Here is a 26,119-nt window from a genome sequence, read left to right as displayed (position 1 = left end):
ATGTCATTTCACTCATTTTTGCTGCTACAGTGAAACCCTATTTTGGTTTAAAGCAGCTTAGATTTGATTTGAAGATAGTTTTCTTGATCATAATTTGATTCATCAGGTTTGGAACAAACAAAAATTCCTGTATTCCTTATCTGTTCCCTGCTATATCTTTACTAAGATTAAAAGTTCGTATTTATATTAACCATTCCCAAATAAGATTTTTTCCATACCCAAGAAAATTAAATTTTTTTCGGAAATTAATTGTGCAGATATTTCGGGATCATAGGTCTGGAAATAGCTTTTTAATAAATCACTATCTCCACCAGTAATTGCTATTTTACTATCTGGAAATAAAGACAACCAAGATTCAATAAAATCTTTAGTTCCTGCTAACAATGTATAAATCACTCCACTTTGAATTGCTTCTTTTGTGTTCAGGGCAAAACGTTGTGGTAGAGAAGTGATTGAATTTGTTTTTAATGATGGTAATTGTCCTGTATTTTGACCCAAACTGTTAAATTGTAAACTTAGTCCTGGTAAAATTGCACCACCTATTAAACGCTGCTGATGATCAACACCTGTAAAAGTTAGTGCTGTGCCGACATCAATGACTAATATAGGAAATCCATAAGTTTTACCGGCACCATATAAAGCCAGCGCCCGGTCAATTCCTAGTGTGGGATACATACCCTTGATGGGGATGTGGTTTAAGGTAATTAAGCGGACATTTGGGTAAGTTTGCCAAAGTTTTGTTTGAGTGGGAACTACGGAAGCTAAAACGAGAGTGATGGGGAGGTTGGAAGAGAGGAAAATAGGTCGAGTAGAAGATGGTGAGAGAGGTAGAGTATTTGTTTTAGCTAACAGTTGCATATCAGATGCTGATAAATGCTCTGTGTCCCAAGTTGAGTTGAGGGTATTATCAACAAATAACGCCCAATGTAAGCGGGAATTACCAATCATTAATCCTAGCCAAAGATTATCTGTGGTTATTTGGTGGGTATTCTGTTTCACTCTTTTAATTTTCTTAAGTCAGCTATAGGTTTTTCAAGAAAAAGTAACATTCAACCCGTGTCACAATAAAGGAAGAGGAATAAATACTCAATTTTGTCAAGGAGGGGAGTTATGGTATTGCTCACCGATAAATTTGAAGGACAGGGAAACCCAGCCCCGGAAAAACGTCTCACGATACAGACTGTAGAGATTGCTGAAGATACAACAGCGATTCGGTCTTTGGACTGGGATCGCGATCGCTTTGATATTGAGTTTGGTTTGCAGAATGGTACAACTTATAACTCATTTCTCATCCGTGGTGAGCAAACTGCCTTAGTTGATACGTCTCACGAAAAATTCCGTCAGCTATACTTTGATACACTCACGGCTTTAATTAATCCTGAAGAGATAAATTATTTAATTATCAGCCACACTGAGCCAGACCACAGCGGGTTGGTGAAAGATTTGCTATCTATGGCTCCTGATATTACTGTAGTCGGTTCTAAGGTGGCAATCCAGTTTTTGGAAGATTTGGTACATCGGCCTTTTAAACGGCGGATTGTCAAAAATGGCGATCGCTTGGATTTAGGTAATGGTCACGAATTTGAATTTGTCATTGCCCCTAATCTACACTGGCCTGACACTATTTTCAGCTTTGACCACAAAACCCAAACTCTCTTCACCTGCGATGCTTTTGGGTTGCACTATTGCTCAAATAGTACCTTTGATGACAACTTAGCAGCCATTGAAAAAGATTTTCAATATTATTACGACTGCTTGATGGGTCCAAATGCCCGTTCTGTTTTATCTGCCCTGAAGCGGATGGGAGAATTAAAAACAATCAAAATGGTCGCTACAGGTCATGGTCCGTTACTCTACCATAACGTTGAGGAATTAATTGGACGTTACCGGAATTGGAGTCAAGGACAAACCAAGGCAGAAACCGCTGTTGGGGTATTTTATGTTTCTGAGTATGGGTATAGCGATCGCTTGGCGCAATCAATCACCAACGGTATCGTTAAAACAGGCGTAGCTGTAGAAATGGTTGATATGGGTGGAGCAGTCGATTTACAAGAGTTACGGGAGCTTGTAGGTCGTTGTGCGGGGCTAATTGTGGGGATGCCTCCTGCTTCTGGTAGTGCCACTATTCAAGCTGCCCTAAGTACAGTTTTAGGTTCTGCAAAAGAAAAACAAGCGATCGGTATTTTTGAAACCGGTGGTGGAGATGATGAACCAACTTACCCACTATTAAATCAATTCCGGGCTGCGGGTTTAAATGTTGCTTTTCCTGTCATTGAAATTCGGGAAACACCGACAGAGAACATTTACAAAAAATGTGAAGAAGCGGGAACCGACTTAGGTCAATGGGTGACTAGAGACAAAAGCATCAAAGCCATGAAATCCCTTGGTGCTGACTTAGACAAAGCATTGGGGAGAATTAGCGGCGGTTTATATATCATCACCGCCAAAAAAGGCGATGTATCCAGCGCCATGTTAGCTTCTTGGGTAAGTCAAGCCAGTTTCAAACCTTTAGGATTTTCCATCGCTGTTGCTAAAGACCGGGCGATTGAATCACTCATGCAAGTAGGCGATCGCTTCGTTCTCAATGTATTAGAAGAAGGCAACTATCAACCATTGATGAAACACTTCTTAAAACGGTTCGCTCCTGGTGCAGATCGTTTTGAAGGAGTTAAAACCCAACCAGCGGAAAATGGTGCGCCTATTTTAGGTGATGCTCTCGCCTACATGGAATGCGAAGTAATTAGTAGAATGGACTGTGGCGACCATTGGGCAGTATTCAGCACCGTCTACGCCGGAAGAGTATCAAAACCCGATTCACTAACAGCAGTTCACCACCGGAAGGTTGGTAATCACTATTAAAATCAAACTATCTTGTCCCCCCTCCTCGCTTGCGGGGAGGGGGTTAGGGGGTGGGGTTTTACGGCTATGGGAAAACGATTAACTCTATAAATTAAACCAAACTGTCAATATCAAATGATTCCAGATCATCACGGCACAGGTTTAGGAGGAGGGGTTGCTGTACCTTGGCAAAGCCCACCAGAACTCTGGGAAAAACTTAAACCTTTAGCCCGACAGATGCGGACTGAATCCACATTAGCAGAAAAGCTACTTTGGCAAAGATTAAAAAATAAGCAACTGCTAGGTTTTAAGTTTCGTCGTCAGCAGGTTATTGATAGATTTATAGTTGACTTTTATTGCCACGAAATCAAATTAATAATTGAGGTGGATGGTGAAATTCACAATTACACTAAAGTAGAAGATGCTATTCGACAGGAGTTTTTAAAGTCTTTGGGTTTACGGGTTCTGAGGTTTAAAAATGAGGATGTTTTGTTCAGGATAGAGGGTGTTTTGGAGGAGATTGTGCGGTGGTTACAATAAAACCCCACCCCTAACCCCTCCCCGCAAGCGAGGAGGGGGACAAGAATTTATTGAAAATAAGGAAATAAAATCATGCCAGAAAATACTAAACCCCGTGATATTCAAATCCTCCCAATTGGGACAGATACAACAATTTTGCGATCGCGCAGTTGGACAAGATTAAGATTTGAAATAGAATATGCTCTTGCTAAAGGTACAACTGCTAATTCTTTTTTAATTCAAGGTGATAAAATCGCCATAATTGATCCACCAGGCGAAACTTTTACCGAAATTTATTTAGCAGCTTTACAGCAAAGAATTGATGTAAAAACCATTGATTATGTAATTCTTGGTCACGTTAATCCTAACCGGGCTGCGACATTAAAAGCTTTACTAGAAATTGCCCCACAAATCACCTTTGTTTGTTCAAATCCAGGGGCGATAAATTTAAAAGCAGCATTAGAAAATCAAGCACTAGAAAATCAGAATCCAATTTTAGTAATGCGGGGTGAAGAAACTTTAGATTTAGGTAAAGGACATCATCTGCAATTTATTCCTACACCTAATCCCCGCTATGCTGACGAACTTTGCACCTACGATCCCCAAACAGAAATACTATTTTCTGATAAATTATTTGGGGCGCATATTTGTGGTGATCAAGTATTTGATGAAGGTTGGGAAGTCTTTAACGAAGATAGGCGTTATTATTTCGATTGTCTCATGGCTCCCCACGCCAAACAAGTAGAAACAGCGTTAGATAAATTATCTGGTTTACCAGTAAGATTATACGCCACTGGTCACGGTCCATTAGTTCGTTATGGTTTAATTGAACTTACCCATTCTTATCGGGAATGGATTCAGCAACAAACCAATGCTGATATGACCGTAACTTTGATTTATGCTTCTGCTTATGGGAATACAGCAACATTGGCTGGTGCGATCGCCCGTGGTATAACTAAAGCAGGTGTTAGTGTTGAGTCAATTAACTGCGAATTTGCTGACCCCGAAGAAATCAAAACCGCGATCGAAAAATCCGCAGGTTTTGTTATCGGTTCTCCCACATTAGGCGGACACGCACCCACACCAGTACAAACAGCTTTAGGAATAGTTCTCTCTACTGCTACTAACAACAAACTCGCTGGAGTTTTCGGTTCTTTTGGTTGGAGTGGAGAAGCAGTTGATTTAATAGAAAGTAAACTCAAAGACGCAGGTTACAGATTTGGTTTTGACACCATTCGCGTCAAGTTCAAACCCAACGAAGTCACCTTACAAACCTGTGAAGAAGCAGGAACAGATTTCGCCCAAGCACTAAAACGTGCTGCGAAAAGATCAGTTGTGGCTAAACAACCTGCAACTAATGTAGAACAAGCCGTTGGGCGCATTGTTGGTTCTCTGTGTGTTGTCACCGCTACTCAAGGGGAAGTGAAAACAGGAATGTTAGCATCTTGGGTGACACAAGCCAGCTTTAGTCCTCCTGGTTTAACCATTGCGGTAGCTAAAGATAGAGCGATGGAAAACATGACCCACACTGGTAATCAATTTGTGGTCAACATCTTGGCAGAAGGTCGGGAAATACGCAAGCATTTTATGAAGGTTTACGCCCCTGGACAAGATAGATTTGCAGGTTTAGATACAGCAGAATCTAGTAATGGTGGTGTGATTCTGAATGGTGCTTTAGCTTACCTGGAGTGTTCTGTCCAAAGTCGCATGGAAGCCGGTGATCATTGGTTGGTTTATGCGACTGTTAATGATGGGAAGGTGTTAAATCAAGATAGTGTAACTGCTGTGCATCATCGCAAATCCGCGAGTTATTATTAAACATAGGGTGGGCAATGCCCACCTAAATATACAGCAGAATCATTTTCCCATTCTTTCTAATTCTTCTCGCAATACTCGTCTGAGAGTTGCTTCTAAGGGTTCACGGCGTTGTTGAATATACTCAAGCAGAGCATCATTAATCAATGTTTGGTAATTTCCCCCACCTGCTTGGTGTACTTGTTCACGAAATCATGTCAGTATTTCATCATCTAGACGAATTGTAATCCTTGTTTTTCCAGGTGGTGTGGGTTCAATCGCACCCCTTTTACCTTGATTAAAATTATACTCAGACTCCATAAATTTATCCTGCCTCATATTGTCTTTTCTCATAATTCGTGGCTTTGCGAGCATAAATCTTGAACTAACCGCAACAGGACAACTAATAATTCTCCCAGGTTTTAGAAATTTACCGACTCGGAAAACCTGTAGAAATTGTCCAACTTCCCGCGCTACTTTCTGGAGAAGAAGTTTGACCAGGATTTGAATTACAGCTTTAAATTTAAAATGAAAAACCAAAACACTAAAAAGCAACCCACCCCGAAGTCGGAATGGGTTGCTTCTATTTAATGGAAATTAGCTGTTTAGGGGAAACTTAGTAGCGATTGCGACTACCGCCGCCGCCACCACCACCGTAACCGCCGCGACCACCGCCGCCGCCGCCATAACCACCACCACCGCCACCACGGTCTTCTTTGGGCTTGGCTTTGTTAACTTTCAAATCACGACCCATCCATTCAGCACCATCAAGGGCTTCAATGGCTGCGGTTTCTTCTGCATCAGAACTCATTTCTACAAAGGCGAAGCCACGTACACGGCCTGTTTCCCGGTCAGTGGGAATTTGAACACGCTTTACAGAACCGTATTCTGCAAAAACCTGTGTCAAAGCGTCCTGTGTAACTTCGTAAGAAAGATTGCCTACGTAAACTGACATATAATGTCTCCAAAATCACGAGTTTGTAGAGATTTAGATTTCGGAGAGCAGTCTGTAAATACCACAAGTAAAAAGCCTGTCAATACTAACAACAAAATCACTAATCGCCGAATTAATTCTCTCCCTAATGATGACATACAAACCAGGTTTTTGGGAGAAGATTTTACGAAATTTTTATAGAAAATTTTGCCAGCCCTGAAAATATTAGTGCTGGCTAGTATTTCAAGCTGATAGCTGACGGATGTAGACGGACTTGAGGCAGGGTTATCTAAATATTTATATTGACGGACTACTTTGGGCTTGAATGCGCTTTTCCAAATATTGACCAATCATTAGCTGTTCCCCAGCACGGGAAATAATACTTTGTCTGGTGCGGTATTTATCACCAATGAGCTTAATTTCTTCCTCAAATACTGAGTTGTTGTATTCGGTTCGTAAGCACAGGGTTTGGGGATGGGGGAAATTATATTGAGCCGTTACAGGTTTGGTGGTGGCAAAACCGCGATCGCGATACAAAATATTTCCCAAAGCGCCAAAAATTGTCATACCGACGGCTTCTTTTCTAGCATTGTGTAAGTCGGTACTGTCCCAGGTGACTTTTGCACCACAAGTCAAACTGCCTAAATCTGACAACTCGTGTAACTGAGCTAGTTTTTGTAGTTCAACATCGCCCTGTGCCAAAAATTGGATGGTAACAATACTTACAATTTCCTTAGTTTCCCCTTCCGGCAGGGTGTAATAGCGCCGTTCAGAACGCCATTGTCCTACAGATGCTTGAAAAAATTCTGCAATCAGTTGTTCATCGGCAGTTTGGACAATTTTCAGCAGTGATGTCACTTGTTACCTTCCTCACCTAACGTGAATTGTTGCTTTAGTAACTTCTGTCCATAGTCTATGGTGATCACAAAAGCAATATTTCTTTAATATTCTTAATATATACACAAAGTCTTCAAAAATTCTAGTCTAAATAACTCTTTAACCGACAAATTTCCCATAAAAACTAATTTTTTAGCAGCTAAATCATGACTAATTACCTATTACCTATTGCTGGCATAATCTTTATACTAACTTTATAATTTTTGAGACTACAGAATATGGTGATAATTCTGTCAGTTGGAATAAGCCAAAAAAAGTGATGAGGAATACATAAATAGTTGAAACAAGGATAAATTTTAATCGTTATTAGGACTTACAGCAGATAGCAGATCAATGAGATAAAGAATTTAAATTGAATCCTAGACAGCAAGAGAGATTTACTCGTCACTCTTGTCTTCTGCTGTAATTCATAGCTATTCCCGATCAATTGCGAAGAAAAAGCTGTTTGAGTGCAAATACTGCCCAATTGGAGAAAATTCATGGTTTTGGACACAAATAAGTCACAAAAACAGGTGAAAATATCAACTCTTATAGTTACCAAACCAGTTATAAATAACCATAGTTTATTAATGTTCTGTATGCTGTTACTGGCATTACTAACAGCCAGTTGTGGTTCATCACCAAAGGAATCAGCCGAAGCCCAATCGAGGCGGCCTGGTGGGAGAGAAAGAGGTAATAGTGAAACATCTGTAGATGTAGCGATCGCCCGGACTAACTTATTAAGTCCACCAGCGGATTATATCGGTAACACCACCCCATATCGGACAGTTTCTGTGCGATCGCAAGTAGAAGGAAGACTCATCGCCCTCAATTTAGATGTCGGGGATACAGTCAACCGTGGACAAATTATTAGCCAGTTAGACGACGTTCTACTGATGACAGCATCACAGCAAGCAGAAGCAGAACTAGCAACCAGTCAATCAGAAGTTGCTAGGGCGATGACACAAGTAAGTAATGCTCAAGCAGAAGTCGAAAAAGCCAAATTAGAAGTCATCCAAGCCCAAGCAGACTCCCAAAGACAACAACAATTATTCAAAGCGGGAGCAATTTCCGAACAAGCCGCCCAACAAGCCAAAACCAAAGCCCAAACAGTCCAAAAAGCCCTACAAGCCACCATTGAACAAGTCCGTACAGAAAAACAAGCTGTAGCCGCCGCCCAAGGTAGAGTATTCGCCCAGCAAGCAGTAGTTAAAGCCGCCAAAGAACGCCGTTCCTATTCCCGCTTAATCTCCCCCATCACAGGCGTAGTCACAGAAAAAGTCACAGAACCGGGTAATCTTCTACAACCAGGAAGCGAAGTCTTAAAAATTGCTGACTTGAGTCGGATTAAAGTAGTAGTCCAAATTTCCGAATTAGAACTAGCAAAAATACAGGTCGGGCAATCTGTACAAGTGCGTTTAGATGCCTTCCCAGATCAAACCATCATTGGTAGAGTGGCGCGTATTTCTCCAACTGCTGATAGCACAGCCAGATTAATACCTATAGAAGTAGTCATCCCCAATAGTGGCGGAAAAATTGGTAGCGGACTACTAGCACGAGTCAATTTTACAACCCAAACACCACAGCGAATCGTAGTCTCACAAACAGCAATTAATGGAACAGATCAACAAACAAAATCAGAAAACACCACAGGTACAGTATTTATCGTCCAAGAAACTGACGGTAAAGCCAAAGTAAAAGAACAATCTGTAACTTTAGGGAAAAAAGCTGATGGTAATGTAGAAATTCTCTCTGGCTTACAACCAGGAGAAAGTTATGTTGTTCGCAGTAGTAAGCCTTTAAAAGATGGTGAAGTTGTCAAGTTATCAATTTTGTCAGAAGGCAGGAGGCAGAAGGCAGGAGGCAGGAGGTAGGAGGCAGGGAGCAGGGAGCAGGAGAGATGGGGAGCAGGGGAGCAGGGGAGCAGGGGAGAAGATTTTTCCCAATCACCCATTACCCATCACCAATCACCAATCACCATTAATTAAAGATGCAAATAACAAATAACAACGGCTTTAGTATCAGCGCCATTTCTATCCGTCAGCATATCGGTACACTCATGCTGACCTTGGCTGTAATTGTCATGGGCGTATTTTTCATTATTCGTTTACCCGTAGATTTACTTCCATCTATTACTTATCCCCGGATTGGTGTGAGGATAGAAGCACCAGGAATTTCTCCAGAAGTAGCAGTTGATGAAGTTACAAAACCGTTAGAAGAAGCCTTTTCGGCAACAGAAGGTGTAGTTCAAGTTTTTTCTCGTACTCGTGAAGGTCAAGTAAGTTTAGATTTGTATTTTCAACCAGGAGGAAATATTGACCAGGCATTGAATGATACTACAGCTACCTTTAACCGTTCCAGAAATAGATTACCAGACACCATAGAAGAACCCCGTTTATTTAAAGTCGATCCTTCCCAATTACCAGTTTATGAATTTGCGCTCACTTCACCTACACTTAAAAATGTTGATTTGCGAGTCTTTGCTGAAGAAGAATTAGCTCGTGAACTGGGTGTAGTGCCAGGTGTAGCAGTAGTAGATGTCTCAGGAGGAGTCCAGGAAGAAGTTAGAGTCAATATTGATTTAGAGCGTCTTCAGGCTATTGGTGTCGGTTTAACTGATGTGTTAAACGAACTACAAAACCGTAACCAAGATATCTCCGGGGGAAGAATTTTAGGAACTAATTCTGAACCATTAACCCGGACTGTAGGACGTTTTCAAAATGCCGAAGAAATCAATAATCTTTCCTTTGAAGTATCTACAGCTAATTCTCCTATCAAAAATCGTGTTTATTTGCGTGACTTTGCCCAAGTTATTGACGGTTCAGAAAAACAACGAGTTTACGTTTTACTCGATGGACAAGAAGCGGTAAAAGTCAGTATTCAAAAACAAGCAGATGCTAATACAGTTAATGTTGTTGATGGAGTCAAAAAAAGGTTAGCAGAACTTAAGCAAACTGGTGTGATTCCATCCGAAGCAACTTTCACCCCTACTTTAGATGAGTCAAAATTTATCCGAAATTCCTTAGCAGATGTTACCAATGCTGCGATTTCTGGAGCTTTATTGGCAGCAGTAGCAGTATTGTTATTTTTGGGTTCATTTCGGCAGGCATTCATTATTTCTTTGTCAATTCCCCTTTGCACCCTGGCAGCAATTATTTTGATGAAACAGTTTAACTTATCTTTAAATGTATTTAGTTTAGGCGGTTTAGCACTGGGAATTGGGCAAGCAATTGATACTTCAGTGGTGATTTTAGAAAATATAGCAGTTAATACAGAGATTACTTTTGGCAAGTCCAGTCTAAATAAATTAACACCTGAGCGGATGATTGCCACAGCTATTACTTCTTCTCAAGAAGTAGAATCCTCATTAATTGCCTCAACTGCTGCCAATTTAATCTCCGTATTGCCATTTTTGTTCATTGGCGGATTTATATCATTACTATTTAATGAGTTAATTTTGACTATCAGTTTTGCTGTCGCAGCTTCGCTGCTGGTTGCACTTACTTTAGTGCCAATGTTAGCTTCCCGATTATTTGCCATTAAATGGTCTAGCCGAATTGATCAATTTTGGCTTTTGCGACAGTTTAATAGTAAATTTGCCGCTGCAACTCATAGTTATTCTCGTAATTTGAGTTGGGTGTTACAGCATAGGTTATTAATCATTGCGATCGCTATTTTTTTATTAGGTGGTAGTAGTTGGTGGATGGCTCCCCAACTTAGCCAAGAAATTCTTCCTCGCATCAACACTGGACAAGTTAGCTTAATTGCTCAATTTCCTCCCGGTACACCATTGGAAACTAATCAAAAAGTGATGAAAGCTGTAGATGATATTCTCCGTCAGCAGCCAGAAACAGAATATGTTTTCTCTACAGTTGGTGGTTTTCTTTTTGGTAACAACAGTACGGCTAATCCTCTGCGTAGTTCCAGCACCATTACTCTTAAACCAAACACAGATATAGATACTTATGTTGAGCGTGTCACTAAAGAATTTAGCAAGCTGAATTTAGTAGATATTCGTCTGCGTTTAACTCCTGGTCAAGTGCGGGGTTTAATTCTCAATAATTCTCCCACTCGCGGTGCTGACGTTGATTTAATTCTTCAAGGAAATGACTCAGACACTTTAGAAAAAGCAGGTCGTGAATTATTAGCAACCTTAGAAGAAAAAGTCACCTCAGTTAGATTCCGTCCTGATGCAGATGCACGTCAACCAGAAATCCAGATTTTACCAGACTGGGAACGAGTAGCTAATGTCGGTTTAAATACTAAAGATATTGGCGAAACAATTCAGACCGCCATTACAGGTAGCGTACCGACCCAACTGCAACGTAATAACCGTTTAGTAGATGTACGAGTTGAGTTAAATGAAGCTTCAGTACAAACAACTTCCCAATTAGAGAGATTACCTTTATTTATAGAAGGTAATCAACAAATTCGCTTGAGTGATGTAGCAACAATTAAAGAAAGTCAAGCACCAGGAGAAATTCAACGCATTAATCAGCGTCAAGTCTTCTTAATTGCTGGTAATTTGGCAGAAGGAGCAAGTCTGAGTACAGCTTTAAATCAAGTTGATGAAGTTCTCAAAACCGCCAATTTTCCTGAAGGTGTAAGTCTTTTACCCAGTGCCACAGTAGAATCTAATCAACAACTACAACAATCGCTGCAACTTTTGGGAGGTTTGGCAATTTTCTTAGTATTTGTAGTGATGGCTGTACAATACAATTCTCTCGTTGACCCTTTAGTAATTCTGTTTACAGTTCCTCTAGCTTTAGCCGGGGGAATTTTTGGGCTTTACATCACCCAAACTGCTATTGGTGCAACAGTAATTGTCGGTGCAGTTTTGCTAGTGGGTATTGTGGTTAACAACGCCATTATTATGGTGGAATTAGCCAATCAAATTCGGGAAAGAGAAAAAATTGATCGTCGCACCGCCATTTTAAAAGCCGCACCTCAGCGTTTACGTCCCATTTTAATGACTACAACTACTACAGTTTTAGGTATTCTTCCCCTGGCATTGGGAGTCGGAGAAGGGTCAGAGTTTCTTCAACCACTGGGTGTGGTAGTATTTTTTGGGATGTCTTTAGCAACACTACTAACACTGTTTATTATCCCCTGTTTTTATACTCTGCTGCACGATTTAATTGGTGGTCGTTGGGCAAAAACTGTATTTATCAAATTCCGTATCTGGAAAAAGAATTTCAAGAAAGCATAATTTGTCAGACAAAAAAATAGGTAAGAATTCAGGAGTCAGGAGTCCCTGCCCTTGGAGGGAATGTAAGTCCAATAGAACTATGGAGTTCTGGAGGCTATTCCCGATGAATTGGGAAACTCCATCCCTCTTACGGCGGAGTAGTTCACTTAACTAATTCTTGATATACTGCTAAAGTTTCCTGATGCACACGAACAACGCTTAACCTTTCTAAATTTTCCTGTGCGCGATATTTCCACTCTTGCAGCTGATCTGGATTACTTAATAAATTTACTAATGCTTCAGCTAAAGCTTGACTATCTTTAGCTGGTACTAAAACCCCAGCTTGTCCATTGTCCAAAGCTTCTGGGATACCGTCTACTCTTGTTGCAATAATAGCAGCACCAGCTTCCCTCGCTTCGGAAATTACTAAGGGACATGGGTCACGATGAGAAGCCAGAACGAAAATATCACAAGCTAATAGATAACGTTGTGGCTCTGTTTGAAAACCTGCAAAATGAATCCGATTACATACACTGGTTGATTTTGCTTGTTCTTCAAATATCTCTCTATCGGGTCCATCTCCCACTAAATAAAGATGTGCTGTGGGAAAGTCTAAAGCAATTTTTTCAAAACCAGTAATTAACTCATTTATACCTTTACGTTTATACATACCTGCTACGGTGGCGATCGCTGGTTGTTGTAATTTTAAAGGTTGATAATCTGAGATTTGTCTTGTGCGGGGACTTCCTAAAGTACCATTCCGTACTACCCTTAATTTATTCTCTGGTATACCACGCTGCATCATCGAAATTTGCACAGCTTGGCTAACAGCAATTACCCTATCTGCCAACCCCATCAATAAACTAGCTCGTTGAAATTCATTGTGTACTGTGGAAACTAAAGCATACTGGTTTCTAAATCTCAAAATACTAGCTAAAACTATTCCAGTCATCATGTGAGCATGAACAATATCCGGCTGAAATTCTTGTATAATTTCCCGAAAAGATAATGCTGCTTTTAGAATATTGATGGGCTGACGATTTTGGTTTATTTTGTAGTGTTTAACACCAAATTTATCCAATAAAATTTCATATTCTCCCCCACCAGATATTACTGCGACCTCATCACCATTCCTGGCCTGTAAACACGCTAAATCTATAGCTACGTTGACAATTCCATTTCCAATTTCTTGAACATGGTTCAATATATGTATTATTCGCATCATCTTGAAAACAAGTGTTAAATTTTTACAATTACTTCTACCAATTTAAAAAGCAAAAAATGTAACTAAATAGAAGTCATTAAGCAAGTAATATGTTAGTGAAGTGACAGATTAATAAGAAAATGAGCATTTTATCCACGATTTTTTCATTAGTCTTGACTACTTCCAACTTATAGGAATGACTAGGCATTATCTGCCCTATTCATAAGTTGTATGTGATGAAAATTTCTATTTCTGCTTTATCATATACAGCGTTATTATATTTTTTCTGTTCCTAGAGAAATAGATTGTTATTGCATTTAATTCTCTGGACAAAATTAAAAATAATCAGCTTTATTTAATTCAATTGACAGATGAATGCTTACATTTTTACATTTTTTTCCAAAAAAAATAACAATTAAAATCACATTTAGTATAAATAAATTCAATCACTTCAAAAATTTATAAGAGGACGTTTAATTTTCATGCTGTAGCTTGCTTTCCTCTAAATTATTTTTATTAAGCATATTAAAGCAACTTAAATAAAGATTAAGTGTCTTACAAGAGGCTATATTTAAATACTATTTAGTACATAGGCTATTCTATGCGTAACATAGCAACTAGATTAATAGTGGAAGAAAGCAAAAATCTTTAACTGGTTATACACACCGGAAAAAATCAACAATCTTAAATATCTGGACTCTCAGGCAGTTATGGATTTATGATTGGTGATCGTGGGTTTTTTTCAGAAAATTAAAATATTATGAACGCTCAAGAAATTATTCGTTCCATAGAAGCGGAACACATCAAATCCGATCTACCTGACATTTATGTAGGTGATACAGTCAGAGTAGGAGTAAAAATTAAGGAAGGCGAAAAATTCCGCGTCCAACCCTATGAAGGAGTGGTAATCGCTAAACGCAATGGTGGAATCAATGAAACAATCACCGTCCGTCGAGTGTTTCAAGGTGTTGGCGTTGAGCGAGTATTTTTGTTGCACTCTCCCCGTATTGACAACATCAAAGTCTTGCGTCGTGGTAGAGTAAGACGCGCTAAACTATATTATCTGCGCGATCGCGTCGGTAAGGCCACCCGGATTAAGCAACGGTTTGACCGCGCCCTGTGATTCACTCTGTCCTAGTGGGAGAGGAATTTAAATCTACAAGCGGCATCTGCCGCTAATTTGCTTTTTGTGAAAAATTAAGTTACAATCACAAAGAAGTTGTGTTAGACTAAATAAAGTTCAGCGCAATCACTGAAACAAAGACAGCTTGTGCGCTCTTAGTTCAGTTGGTAGAACGCAGGTCTCCAAAACCTGATGTCGGGGGTTCAAGTCCTCCAGGGCGCGCTCAAAAGCAAAAAATATAGCCCGAAACAAAAACGCATCTGCTAAAATAGCAGACAGCGTTGATTATTTCGGGTCTAATTATTTTTTACTTGCAGCTTTCTTGTTTCCATCAGATAGGTTAAAGCTGTAAACCTTGGTGCAAAATAACAAGGTGTTCAAATTATTAAATACTTTTATCCTCAACATCCAAACATAAGACTGACTATCAAACCAAAGGGTGAAAGTCCCGCTACTACAAAAAAGAAGCGTTAATCGCTATAAAAAAACTTAAACTTATGTATAAGAGCAAGAAAACATGGTTGATCAGAAACAGTTATAAAGGATAAGGGTAAATGTATTCCCAGTGTCCCCCAAAATAGGATTAGGGATAGTATAGGCGAGCAGTTCGCCTGTGAGAAGGTTTAGCATTGCGAAAGCCTTACTCAGAAGGGAAGATTCATGAATCATCCGTACAAAATCTAATGTCCATATTTTGGTATGGCATTATGAACTGTAGCTATGTAAGAAACGGGGGGTATGACGACCGTGGCCAAAAAAAACGAAGCAGAAATGCCAGAAACCGAAAATGGGTTTAGCTTAAACAATTTCTTCCAAGGAACAAAAGAAGAACTTGAAAAAGTAGTTTGGCCCAGTCGGAAACAGTTGGTGAGCGAATCAGCAGCTGTGTTATTAATGGTGACACTCTCCGCATCTTTGATATATTTGGTCGATGGATTGTTTGCTTGGGCAGCAAAACAGGTATTCTGATGACTTCTGCAACAGACGAACCACGGGATGCTTTACAGTCAGAGGACGCACGAGAAGCAGCGATAAAAGAAGCCCGCTGGTATGCAGTGCAAGTAGCCTCTGGGTGTGAGAAGCGCGTGAAGACAAACTTAGAGCAGCGCATCCAAACCTTTGATGTTGCTGACAAAATCATTCAAGTGGAAATCCCCCACACACCAACGGTAAAAATCCGTAAAGATGGTAAACGCCAACCCTCGGAAGAGAAAGTCTTTCCTGGTTATGTGCTGGTGCGGATGATGTTGAATGACGACACCTGGCAGGTGGTACGCAACACTACTCATGTAATTAACTTTGTGGGCGCAGAGCAAAAACGTGGTACCGGCAAAGGTCGGGGTCATGTTAAGCCAGTACCCCTGAGCAACTCAGAAGTAGAACGTATATTCAAACAAACCAGTGAACAAGAGCCAGTAGTCAAAATTGATATGGCTACAGGTGATAAGATAATGGTGCTTTCTGGTCCATTTAAGGACTTTGAAGGTGAGGTGATTGAAGTTTCGCCAGAACGGAGTAAGCTAAAAGCTCTACTCTCGATTTTTGGACGAGATACACCAGTAGAATTGGAATTTAATCAGGTAGAAAAACAGAGCTAAATCCAAATGGCGAAGAAAGTAGTAGCGGTCATTAAACTGGCCCTGAATGCTGGAAAAGCCAACCCAGCACCGCCAGTAGGCCCAGCATTGGGTCAACACGGCGTTAACATCATGATGTTCTGCAAAGAGTACAACGCCAAAACAGCAGACCAAGCTGGAATGGTGATACCCGTAGAAATTTCGGTTTTTGAAGACCGGAGCTTTACATTTGTACTCAAAACGCCCCCAGCATCAGTTTTGATTCGCAAGGCAGCGAAAATTGAAAGAGGCTCTAATGAACCCAACAAAAAGAAAGTTGGGAGCATTACTAAAGCTCAATTAAAGGAAATCGCCCAAACCAAACTTCCTGACCTCAACGCTAACGACATTGACGCAGCAATGAATATTGTGGCAGGAACAGCTAAAAACATGGGTGTTACCATCACAGATTAATAGGTGACAGGATTAGGTGATAGGCAACAGGTGACAGGTGACAGTAAATAAGCAAAATTAAAACTGCCAACTAACAACTGACCAATAACAAAATCCAAAATCTAAAATCCAAAATCTAAAATTATATCGGGGGAGAGGTGAGAAACTTCGAGATCACCCCAGGAGCAAAAAATGGGTAAGAAAATATCACGCCGTTTACAGGCGTTGCAAGACAAGGTAGAAGACCGGGATTATACACCCTTAGAAGCGTTGGCTCTGTTAAAAGAGACAGCAACGGCTAAATTCGCCGAAGCCGCAGAAGCGCATATCCGGCTAGGAATTGACCCCAAGTATACAGATCAACAGTTGCGGACAACAGTAGCACTGCCTAAAGGTACAGGACAAATCGTGCGTGTGGCAGTTATCGCTAGAGGTGAAAAGGTAACAGAAGCCACTAATGCAGGTGCTGACATAGCTGGTTCTGAAGAACTGATTGATCAAATTCAAAAAGGCATGATGGATTTTGACAAGCTAATTGCCACACCTGATGTGATGCCAATGGTGGCAAAACTTGGTAAATTGCTTGGGCCTCGTGGTTTGATGCCATCACCCAAAGGTGGTACAGTGACAACTGATGTTGCTAGTGCGATCGCAGAATTCAAAGCTGGTAAATTAGAATTCCGTGCTGATCGGACTGGTATTGTCCATGTTATGTTTGGTAAGGCATCCTTCGCGCCAGAAGATTTGTTAATCAACCTCAAAGCATTGCAAGAGACAATTGATCGTAACCGTCCTTCAGGAGCAAAAGGCCGTTACTGGCGTACATTCTACGTCTCTGCCACCATGGGACCTTCGATTAAAATCGACATCAGCGCCCTAAGAGATTTAAAACTGACTGAAGCTGCATAATTTTAGATTTGAGATTTGAGATTTTAGATTGAGCGTTGGTAAAAATAGGCAACTGAATTTTTTGCTTCATTATCAACCTTTAATTTCAAATCCAAAATCCAAAATCCAAAATTTAATAGAGCCGGAGACAGCAGGTGCTAACAGCTTAAAATCCTGCCGAGGTGAATTTTAAATGACTGAAGTTTGCTCAACAACAATGTGAAAACGACAGCACTAAAATTACCTCTGTGAAACCCTGGCCAAGATAGCTGGGGTTTATTGTTTTCGGTAAGTCAGTCAACTGTAAACAGTGAACAGTTAAAAGTGATAACTGATAACTGAATAAGATTTTGCCCTTGGAGGTGAAAACATAATGGGTCGAACGTTAGAAAACAAGAAAGAGATAGTAGCTGACCTCAAAGGAACTTTGAGCGAGTCAACTTTAGCACTGGTAATTGATTACCAAGGTCTAACAGTTGCAGAAATCAGTGACTTAAGGCGGCGTTTACGTCCTAGTGGCACTGTTTGTAAGGTGGCTAAAAACACCTTTATGGGCATTGCCATTCAGGAAGATGAAAAATGGCAACCTTTGTCAGAACTACTAAAAGGTTCCTCTGCCTTTTTGCTAGTTAAAGAAGATTTCTCTTCAGCAATTAAGGCTTACCAAGAATTCCAAAAAACCTCCAAGAAGACAGAACTTCGTGGCGGCGTTATGGACGGTCGGCTGCTGAAAGAATCAGATGTCAAGGCTTTAGGAGACTTGCCATCTAAGGAACAACTTATGGCGCAAATTGCTGGAGCTATCAACGCTTTGGCTACCAAAGTTGCTGTGGGTATCAACGAAGTTCCCAGTTCCTTGGCTCGCGCTGTTCAGGCTGTTGCTGATAAAGATAAAGACGATAGTCCTGAAGCTGCGGCTGAATAAAACTTTTTCATTAGTTAAACGCTGTTAGTAAAAACTAATAACTAACGACTAATGACAACTGACAGAAAACAAATCAAAATTTTTTAGGAGTATATCCATGTCTGCTGCAACCGATCAAATTTTAGAACAATTGAAATCTTTGACCTTGTTGGAAGCTTCTGAATTAGTTAAGCAAATTGAAGAAGCTTTTGGCGTAAGTGCTGCTCCTGCTGCTGGTGGAATGATGATGATGGCGGCTCCTGGTGCTGCTGCTGCTGAAGTTGTAGAAGAAAAGACCGAATTTGATGCAATTCTTGAAGCTGTACCTGCTGATAAGAAAATTGCAGTTCTGAAGATTGTCCGTGAAATCACAGGTTTAGGTCTGAAAGAAGCTAAAGACTTAGTAGAAGCTGCTCCTAAGCCAGTTAAAGAAGGCATTGCTAAAGATGCTGCTGAAGACATCAAAAAACGCATCGCTGAAGCTGGTGGTACTGTAGTTATTAAGTAATTCGTAATTGCTAATTCTTGGCACTATTTAGTGATTAGGAATTAGGAATGGATTAGTTAATTCATTAATTAATTGAGGAGTCTTTTTTAGACTCCTTTTTTGATGTTTATTTTTGACTTTTTTAACATTGTTTAGCGTCTGACGGATTCACAAAATCATGTAAATCTTCATCCCAAATACTGATGTAGATGAAATCACAATTTTGTCGGACTATCTGACCTTTTATTGAACCTTTACTAAAAGTGAAATTGTCTGTTTGACGTTGTTGAATCTGTTGCAGTCCTTGTTTAATTTCTGCTGTAGCTTTTCCAGCTAATAAACCATTTAAGGTTGTCTGCATCAGTTGATTGTCTACTGATGAAGCAAAAGCTACTTCTGTTTGTCTGAGTCTACCAGTATCACGATCAAATAAGTAGCCTAAGTCTATTTGATTTGGAACTACTTTATAGGTAACAGCACGGGTGTTTGGCCATAAACCCCTTAAATCTCTTCTGGGTTTGCCCAGTGTTGCTTCTACAGTGCTTCTGGATGTTCCTGTAGGAAATACTGGTACACTTTGCCTGATGTTGGTTGCTAATTTATTAGGTAATTCCTGTTTTTTCTTGTCTGGTTTTTTCTGAGTCTCGGAAAATACATCTGTTGTGGGAACTACATCTGGCTGAGGTTGCTGTTGTTGTATTTCTGGTTCGGGTGTGACTGCGGGAGTGGGAGTATCTTCAATTACAGGTTCATCAACTGGTGGTGTTAATACTGGTGAAGAATTAGTTTTTGGTAAGGGGTTAGAAATGAGTTGCTGTTCTGTAGCAGGAGTTGGTGTAATTACTGGTGTTGGGGAAACCTCCTCCGTAACTGGGGTATTTGTAGGTACGCTAGTGGGAGTCTCGGTTTCTGTTGTGACTGTGGAGTTAGTAGCTACTGGGGTTGAGGGTTGTAGCTGACGGTTGGATATTCCTACTGCAACAATTAAACTACTCACTAGCAAACTACCAACAATTAGAGCGGTTTTTTGACCGTTTGCAGGATTGTTAACTTCTCTAATAACAGGAGTTCTTGCGGGTGAAGATATTGGCTGGGTCGGGTGGCTGGTAGGAGGAGGAGGGCTAAGACTAATTGTGGCGCTGGTAGTGGGAGAATGGGAAGAAATATAATTATTGTGACCAGTGTTATGGCCAGATTTTAAAGCATAGAGCATTTTGCTGGCTGTGGTGTAGCGATCGCTCGGACGTGGTTCAATAGCTTGAGTAATTATCTGTACCATTTCTGGGGATAAACCAGCAGCGTATTGTTGCCAAAGTATTTGCCCTGTTTGGGGGTGAGTTTCTAACTCTTGGGGTTGTTTACCTGTCAGTAGATAAATTGCCGTCAAGCCTAAACTATAGATATCAGTAGCGTACACTGGACGACCGATCGCTTGCTCACTGGGCATATACCCAGGTGTACCTATGACTATTGATTGTACGGGATTTCCTGAAGGATTGATGACTGTACGGATAGTTTCCTTAACAGCACCGAAATCAATTAAAACTGGTTTATTATCTTGGGAGCGAAGGATGATATTATCTGGTTTTATATCTCGATGAATGATACCTTTGCTGTGAACATAATCTAAAACTGACAGCAAACTTAAAAGAATTTCTCGAACAATCGTTTCGTTTAATTTGCCTTTTGATTTGATAATATTGGTGAGCGTTTGACCTTCAATCCATTCTTGGACAAGGTAAAATTTACCATTTTCTGGAAAATAAGCGTAAAGTTTGGGAATTTGATCACTAATTTCTCCCAAATTTTCCAAAATAGCCGCTTCTCTTTCAAATCTTTGTTGAATTAGTGTAGAGGTTGCTGGATCATTGTTAATTGGTTTTAGTTCTTTAATAACAAAGCGACGACGAGAAGGTAAATGGGTATCTTCTGCAAGAGAGGTTTCCCCAAAGCCACCTGCACCTAGTAATTGGATAACTTGATAGCGGTTGTTTAACAGTTTTGTTGTCATGAAACGTTACACGCGAGATCCTTTCCCAATGTATACCAGATACTTGGACGATATAGTGATGGGATGTTTCCCAGTGATTTACGATTTGGCAGAAATCAGCTTTGCACCTAGTCGCTGTGCTAAAGCTTTTCCTCCCTCTTCCATGATGGCATTATGATTCCATTCCATTAAGGGACGAAGAAATATTGCTAAGATATTCATCCAAGCTTTTGTAGTTTTTACTTTCCAGGTGTAACGGACTAAAGTACCTGATTCAATTGACTCTAGTTCCCATAAACCCACACCATCTACATCTCCTTTAGCCATTAATTCCAATACATTTGGAGGTTCGACTCTAATTAATTTGATATCGAATGCGAGTTTATAAGCTAGGGGTGTTTTCCAGATGAAACGGTGGTAATCTTGGATAGAAATAACTCTTTCTACATATTTCCACCAAGTTGGCCAGTTGGGATAATTAATAATTTCTGACCATACTTTTTCTATGGGTGCGTCGATAATCCAAGTTGTAACGAAATTATATTCTGTCATAATGTGAGTTTAAATTTATTATTAGATTTATTTTTTGAAATAACGCAAATTATTACGATCTTGATATTTAGAAATATATTCTACATTTTCCATCTCTAATTTTGACAACAAATTTACAGGAAATTGTTTTGGTGAATAACGGGGATTATACCAAGACTGTTGATTAAAGTAATCTTGTAAACCAGGAGTATCAAACCTGCGACCATGAACTGCAAAAATTGTATTTCGCATAATATCTAATTCATAACCACTTTTACCGGCTAAATCTGCTTCCGTGACTCGTCTTTCAGAAAGCCATAAATAATAATTATTATTGGTAGGATTTATAGTTTGTTGTTCTTGAATTCTAGAAATTTGAATTTCCGAAGTTGTAATTATTGGTGTTGGTGGTGTTTTATTCACATTAGGTTTTGAAGTTTGAGAACCTGTAGAATTCTCTGAGACTTGTGGTGTTTCGTATGTTCTTTTAGCAGAAATTGATACTTCTGTCTCTTGAACAGATTCTGTTGATTTGGTTAAAAATTGTCCAATAATTATAAAACCACCAATTAAACTACCAATAATTAAACTAGTGATAGTAATATTCTTTTTATTATTATTAATAACAACAGGTTTACTAACATTAAGAGTTGGCGGTTGTGTGGGTGGAATAGGATTTGTTCTGCTTTGCAAAGCATCCAACATTTCCCTAGCAGAACTAAAGCGTTCCCGTGGATGATAAGCTATAGCTTGATCAATTACTCCTGCTAAAATAGGATTCATATCACTCGCAAAATGTCGCCACACAATTTCACCTGTTTGGGAATCTGTCTCTAATTGTTGAGGTTGTCTCCCAGTTAATAAATAAATGACTGTTAAACCTAAACTATATAAATCGCTTGAATAAACTGGTCTTCCGGCTGCTTGTTCACTGGGCATAAATCCAGGTGTCCCAATGACAATTGAACTGGTAGGATTTCCTTGAGAATTTAACACAGTTGCCATTGATTCTCGCACCGCACCAAAATCAATTAAAACTGGTTTATTATCACTATGGCGCAAAATAATGTTATCTGGTTTGATATCCCGATGTACTATATGTTGAGAATGAACATACTCTAAAATAGGCAATATATTAATTAATAATTCTTCTATGGAATTTTCAGTAAATAATCCCTGCTTTTGAATTTTTGCTGTTAAAGTATCCCCTTCTATCCACTCCTGAACTAAGTAAAATTCTCCTCCAGTGGAAAAGTAAGCATATAAAGCTGGAATTTGTGCAGATGCGCCACCCAGTGCTTCTAAAATAGCTGCTTCTCGTTGGAATCGCTCTTGTACTATTTGGTAAATTTGAGGATTATTGTGAATTGGTTTTAGCTGTTTTACCACACAGAGACGCTGTGATGGCATATTAGTGTCTTGAGCGAGAAATGTTTCACCAAATCCACCTGATCCCAGAGTACGAATGACTTGATAGCGGTTGTTTAGCAGCATGGTTTTTAAGAATTGCCAGATGCAATATATTTACTATATTTAATAGCCATATTTGCGTTTTTTAGTTGCAGATTGAGTAGCTCTTGATTCTAAGGTAAATTCTGGTATTTCTTCAAGTTCATCTTCAGTTAAATTATACTGTTCACAGACTAAACTTAAGCGATTTCCGGGAGTTTTGACTGCGTTAACTGAATGGGTTAAATCACCTTGAAAGAAAACCAAGGAGTTGGTTTGAGGTTTAACTTGTCCAACTTGGCGTTTAGGCGATTTTAGCACCAATTCGCCCCCTTCCATGTTTTCCGGTACACGCACATAGAGAACACTAACAAGGTGAGGTGGTTCAATGGTTTTGCAGTAAGAACGCAAGGAACGATCTATGTGTGGATCGACACGAGAACCTTCTTTTAATAGCAAAGGATTGAGATAAAAAGCATTACAATTAGGCTGAAGTGCTAAATCTAGATAAGGTTTAAAAAAGGGAAATTTTTGTTCAACTGTGGTTAGTCCTTGACGCTGAAAAACTACGGAAAATCCTTTGGTATTGATGAAATCACGGTTGAGATTGTTGATAGCAAAGTAAGGACTAGCATGAATTTCTCCCCACAGATCATTAAGGTAATTATTAGGTAAAATATTGGTTTGTAATTGATAGTATTTCATTTGACATTTGATGATTTAAGAAATTAAGAAATATTGAGTTTGAGACTGGTATTAATTTTTTTATACACTCTGCAAAATTCGCTCAATCATCTGATTTGCTTGGGAAGCATAACCACCACCGAATAAATTAAAATGATTCAAAACATGGTATAGATTATAAAGAGTTTTGCGTTTTTCATAACCCTGATCTAAAGGAAATATTTCTTGATATCCTTGATAAAAACTGGGTGGAAAACCACCAAATAATTCGGTCATGGCAATATCAACTTCTCTATCACCAAAATAAGTTGCTGGATCAAAAATTACGGGTTCACCATCAACTGTAAATCCTGCATTCCCTCCCCATAAATCACCATGCACTAAGGAAGGTTGTACTTGATAATTTGCTAATATTTTGGGAATAGCTGCTAATAACTGATCTTGTAAAGCAAATTTCCCTCCTTTTTGCTTTGCTAACTGAAATTGATAACTTAAGCGATGTTGAATGTAAAATTCTATCCAGTCGGATTTCCAAGTATTAATTTGGGGGGTAGAACCGATAGTATTATTCATGTTCCAGCCGAAACCTTGGTTACTGCTGATTTTGTGCATTGCTGCTAAGTTACGCCCCATTTTTTGCCAAGATTTGCTATTACCATCGGCCATTTCTAGCCATTCCAATACGATATAACTAGAATTGGCTGTAGTTCCCCAACATAGAGGTTGAGGAACGCGGATAGTGTTTGTGTTGTGCATTTGCTGTAACCCCAGCATTTCTGCTGCAAACATCTCTCCATGAGAGGCTTGGTTAAGTTTGACAAAGTAGGTTATTTTGCCATCAGTGAGTGCATAACCTTGATTAATACAGCCACCACTTACAGATAGCCGTTGTGAAGAATGGAATTTTTCCCCTGTCACCTGGCTAATATGAGCGTCAATTTCAATCCACATCTTCAAATGTCAGTTAAAATTTAATATTATTAAACCATTGATCACTGATATAGCACGAGTCAGCAGTCAAGAGCAAAACTCTCTTGCTGTCTAGGTTTAAATTTAGATTCTGTACATCGTTGATCTGAAATCTGCTGTAATTGTTGTAAGTATTCAGGATACAGGATACTCCAAATCAGGAGAATAAATGCTTTTTTAGTCAACGTTGATGATTTTGATAAAATCTCATTTCTGGACTATTCTTCATTTCATTAGCATTCTGACTCCTGACTCCTGACTCCTGAATTCTGACTAATTGTTTACTGAACAGGTTTGATCACAACTACACCATAAGCGTTGGGGTCAAGATATTTTTGTGCTGCTTGCATTAAATTATTTGTGTTTTGCGCTTGTATATATTGAGGATAATTAAATGCTGGTTCTAAGTCGCCTATTAAAGATTGATAATAACCATACAACCCAGAGCGATCGCTTGGTGATTCATTCCCAAATATAAACCGATTGGCTACCCGTCGCCTTACACGACAAATTTCTGATTCTTTGACTAATTCTGTTTGTATTGTATACAGATGTTGAGAAATTGCGGCTTCTACTGCTGCTAAATCTTCTACTTCACACTTAGCAGAAATAGAAAATATCCCTTGCAGTCGATGATTGATATTACTAACAGCAATTGAGGACACCAGTCCTCTTTCTTCCCGTAAATCATGGACTAATCTAGATGTACGTCCATGTCCTAAAATTCCTGCTAACACATCTAAAGAGTATGTTTCGTCTAATTCCATGAGTCCAGGAACTCGCCATAACATGATTAATCTAGCTTGTTGTACACTCTCGTCAGTAAATTCCCGACGCACAATTTCTGTAAATGCTGGTTCCTGACTAACGCTTAATTGTTGATTATTATTAATTTTTGATTTTTGAGTATTTTTACTAAATTGTTCGGCAATAATTTCTATTAATTCTTCTACTGGTAGATTACCGACAGCAACCGCAGTGATGGAAGAAGGTTGATACCAGGTATGGTGAAAATCTCGCATTTGCTGTGGTGTAACTTGAGAAATTACTTCTTCTGGACCGAGTACGGGACGACGATAAGGTAAAACATCAAAAGCGGTTTCCATTGTGCGGCGATAAATCCGCCGTCTAGGGTTATCTTCTGAACGTCTGATTTCTTCTAGAACTACTAAGCGTTCTCTCTCAAAAGCATCGTTAGGAATACTAGGATTACAAACAACATCTATTTGCAATGGTGCTAATTCTGCAAAGTCTTTCGGCGCGGTCGTAATATAATAGTGTGTATAATCCTGGCTGGTAGCAGCATTAGTAACAGCACCACGCTCTTCAATCCGACGTTCAAACTCACCACTGGCTAGTCTCTCTGTTCCCTTAAAAACAATATGTTCTAAAAAATGAGCCATGCCATTAATAGCATCTGACTCTACAGCAGAACCTATTTTTACCCATACATTGAGGTTAACTGCTGCTACTGGCATTTGCTCGGCGATGATAGTTAAACCATTTGGTAAATGATGCACCTTGGGAGCATTAAGTCGAGGAAATTTTAACAGAGTTGATGTCATTGGTAGTGGTGAGGTGAGGGCTATCTTACTTCTTATATCTTACAACTCCCTTAGTGGATGTTTTAAAAGTCCTTTATAATGTATCAAAATTCTTGAGAGTCTCCTCAATACCCCTTATATAAAAAGGGGGACTTTGACTCTAGTTCCCCAATTTCTTAGGGAGTTTT

22 protein-coding genes, 1 tRNA gene and 1 other annotated feature are annotated in these 26,119 nt (G+C 39.5%); of the genes, 13 read left to right on the top strand and 10 right to left on the bottom strand.

Annotation, left to right across the window (positions count from 1 at the left end; all coding sequences use genetic code 11):
• Positions 1-186 precede the first annotated feature (186 nt).
• Positions 187-948, bottom strand: coding sequence for a pantothenate kinase (locus tag ACLLO5_RS16630; protein ID WP_413176112.1), 762 nt, complete (start codon positions 946-948; stop codon positions 187-189).
• 162 nt (positions 949-1,110) lie between these two features.
• Here ACLLO5_RS16630 and ACLLO5_RS16625 point away from each other — a divergent pair, with 162 nt between their 5' ends.
• From ACLLO5_RS16625 to ACLLO5_RS16615, 3 genes are all read left to right on the top strand, one after another.
• Positions 1,111-2,859, top strand: coding sequence for a diflavin flavoprotein (locus ACLLO5_RS16625; RefSeq protein ID WP_413171607.1), 1,749 nt, complete (start codon positions 1,111-1,113; stop codon positions 2,857-2,859).
• Between the two features lie 114 nt (positions 2,860-2,973).
• The gene (locus ACLLO5_RS16620) at positions 2,974-3,378 is read left to right on the top strand and encodes an endonuclease domain-containing protein (RefSeq protein WP_413171606.1); all 405 of its coding nucleotides are present in this window, start codon (positions 2,974-2,976) and stop codon (positions 3,376-3,378) included.
• Between the two features lie 72 nt (positions 3,379-3,450).
• Positions 3,451-5,175 carry a diflavin flavoprotein gene (locus tag ACLLO5_RS16615; protein ID WP_413171605.1) on the top strand — a complete coding sequence of 575 codons (1,725 nt, stop codon included), beginning with the start codon at positions 3,451-3,453 and terminating at the stop codon, positions 5,173-5,175.
• A gap of 592 nt (positions 5,176-5,767) precedes the next feature.
• Here ACLLO5_RS16615 and ACLLO5_RS16610 read toward each other — a convergent pair.
• Both ACLLO5_RS16610 and ACLLO5_RS16605 read right to left on the bottom strand, forming a co-directional pair.
• Entirely contained in the window at positions 5,768-6,106 is a 339-nt protein-coding gene (locus ACLLO5_RS16610; protein WP_413171604.1) for an RNA recognition motif domain-containing protein, read from the bottom strand.
• 276 nt (positions 6,107-6,382) lie between these two features.
• A complete protein-coding gene (locus ACLLO5_RS16605) occupies positions 6,383-6,943 on the bottom strand; it encodes a phycobiliprotein lyase (protein WP_413171603.1) in 561 nt (186 codons plus the stop codon).
• Positions 6,944-7,461: 518 nt separating this feature from the next.
• Between ACLLO5_RS16605 and ACLLO5_RS16600 the strand changes: the two genes are divergently transcribed.
• Together ACLLO5_RS16600 and ACLLO5_RS16595 are read left to right on the top strand one after the other, a co-directional pair.
• On the top strand, positions 7,462-8,835 hold the full coding sequence (locus tag ACLLO5_RS16600) for an efflux RND transporter periplasmic adaptor subunit (protein WP_413171602.1): 1,374 nt from the start codon (positions 7,462-7,464) through the stop codon (positions 8,833-8,835).
• Positions 8,836-8,951: 116 nt separating this feature from the next.
• The gene (locus ACLLO5_RS16595; RefSeq protein ID WP_413171601.1) at positions 8,952-12,170 is read left to right on the top strand and encodes an efflux RND transporter permease subunit; all 3,219 of its coding nucleotides are present in this window, start codon (positions 8,952-8,954) and stop codon (positions 12,168-12,170) included.
• A 142-nt stretch (positions 12,171-12,312) separates the two neighbouring features.
• On the opposite strand, the gene ACLLO5_RS16590 is transcribed toward ACLLO5_RS16595, so the two are convergent.
• Positions 12,313-13,371 carry a glycosyltransferase gene (locus ACLLO5_RS16590; protein ID WP_413176111.1) on the bottom strand — a complete coding sequence of 353 codons (1,059 nt, stop codon included), beginning with the start codon at positions 13,369-13,371 and terminating at the stop codon, positions 12,313-12,315.
• 742 nt (positions 13,372-14,113) lie between these two features.
• On the opposite strand from ACLLO5_RS16590, the gene rplS reads away from it, so the two are divergent.
• The 8 genes from rplS to rplL all read left to right on the top strand — a co-directional run bounded on the left by rplS (position 14,114) and on the right by rplL (position 18,785).
• A complete protein-coding gene (gene rplS, locus ACLLO5_RS16585) occupies positions 14,114-14,476 on the top strand; it encodes a 50S ribosomal protein L19 (RefSeq protein ID WP_413171600.1) in 363 nt (120 codons plus the stop codon).
• A 149-nt stretch (positions 14,477-14,625) separates the two neighbouring features.
• Positions 14,626-14,698: transfer RNA gene (locus tag ACLLO5_RS16580), tRNA-Trp, on the top strand.
• Positions 14,699-15,223: 525 nt separating this feature from the next.
• The gene (secE, locus tag ACLLO5_RS16575; RefSeq protein ID WP_104387733.1) at positions 15,224-15,445 is read left to right on the top strand and encodes a preprotein translocase subunit SecE; all 222 of its coding nucleotides are present in this window, start codon (positions 15,224-15,226) and stop codon (positions 15,443-15,445) included.
• Complete coding sequence (nusG, locus tag ACLLO5_RS16570) at positions 15,445-16,074, top strand: transcription termination/antitermination protein NusG (RefSeq protein WP_413171599.1); 630 nt, start codon at positions 15,445-15,447, stop codon at positions 16,072-16,074. Before secE ends, nusG begins: the two co-directional genes overlap by 1 nt.
• Before the next feature lie 6 nt (positions 16,075-16,080).
• The gene (rplK, locus tag ACLLO5_RS16565; RefSeq protein ID WP_190561412.1) at positions 16,081-16,506 is read left to right on the top strand and encodes a 50S ribosomal protein L11; all 426 of its coding nucleotides are present in this window, start codon (positions 16,081-16,083) and stop codon (positions 16,504-16,506) included.
• Positions 16,507-16,677: 171 nt separating this feature from the next.
• Positions 16,678-17,394, top strand: coding sequence for a 50S ribosomal protein L1 (gene rplA, locus ACLLO5_RS16560; RefSeq protein ID WP_413171598.1), 717 nt, complete (start codon positions 16,678-16,680; stop codon positions 17,392-17,394).
• A 103-nt stretch (positions 17,395-17,497) separates the two neighbouring features.
• Positions 17,498-17,663, top strand: a sequence feature (ribosomal protein L10 leader region).
• 83 nt (positions 17,664-17,746) lie between these two features.
• Positions 17,747-18,298: a 50S ribosomal protein L10 gene (gene rplJ / locus ACLLO5_RS16555; RefSeq protein ID WP_413171597.1), complete on the top strand. Its 552-nt coding sequence runs from the start codon at positions 17,747-17,749 to the stop codon at positions 18,296-18,298.
• A 97-nt stretch (positions 18,299-18,395) separates the two neighbouring features.
• Entirely contained in the window at positions 18,396-18,785 is a 390-nt protein-coding gene (gene rplL, locus ACLLO5_RS16550) for a 50S ribosomal protein L7/L12 (protein ID WP_413171596.1), read from the top strand.
• A 121-nt stretch (positions 18,786-18,906) separates the two neighbouring features.
• On the opposite strand, the gene ACLLO5_RS16545 is transcribed toward rplL, so the two are convergent.
• The 6 genes from ACLLO5_RS16545 to ACLLO5_RS16520 form a co-directional block, all read right to left on the bottom strand.
• Complete coding sequence (locus tag ACLLO5_RS16545) at positions 18,907-20,775, bottom strand: serine/threonine protein kinase (RefSeq protein ID WP_413171595.1); 1,869 nt, start codon at positions 20,773-20,775, stop codon at positions 18,907-18,909.
• Between the two features lie 78 nt (positions 20,776-20,853).
• Complete coding sequence (locus ACLLO5_RS16540) at positions 20,854-21,306, bottom strand: SRPBCC family protein (RefSeq protein WP_413171594.1); 453 nt, start codon at positions 21,304-21,306, stop codon at positions 20,854-20,856.
• Between the two features lie 27 nt (positions 21,307-21,333).
• The gene (locus ACLLO5_RS16535; protein ID WP_413171593.1) at positions 21,334-22,779 is read right to left on the bottom strand and encodes a protein kinase domain-containing protein; all 1,446 of its coding nucleotides are present in this window, start codon (positions 22,777-22,779) and stop codon (positions 21,334-21,336) included.
• Positions 22,780-22,818: 39 nt separating this feature from the next.
• On the bottom strand, positions 22,819-23,439 hold the full coding sequence (locus ACLLO5_RS16530; protein ID WP_413171592.1) for a 2OG-Fe(II) oxygenase: 621 nt from the start codon (positions 23,437-23,439) through the stop codon (positions 22,819-22,821).
• 60 nt (positions 23,440-23,499) lie between these two features.
• Positions 23,500-24,369: a fructosamine kinase family protein gene (locus ACLLO5_RS16525; protein WP_413171591.1), complete on the bottom strand. Its 870-nt coding sequence runs from the start codon at positions 24,367-24,369 to the stop codon at positions 23,500-23,502.
• A gap of 299 nt (positions 24,370-24,668) precedes the next feature.
• The gene (locus ACLLO5_RS16520) at positions 24,669-25,952 is read right to left on the bottom strand and encodes a M16 family metallopeptidase (protein WP_413171590.1); all 1,284 of its coding nucleotides are present in this window, start codon (positions 25,950-25,952) and stop codon (positions 24,669-24,671) included.
• Positions 25,953-26,119 lie beyond the last annotated feature (167 nt).

Origin of the sequence: Anabaena azotica SJ-1 (assembly GCF_047275885.1) — a bacterium.
GTDB classification, from domain to species: domain Bacteria; phylum Cyanobacteriota; class Cyanobacteriia; order Cyanobacteriales; family Nostocaceae; genus Trichormus_B; species Trichormus_B azotica_A.
Note: the sequence above shows the minus strand (reverse complement) of the source record. Positions and strands in the feature narration are given on the sequence as shown.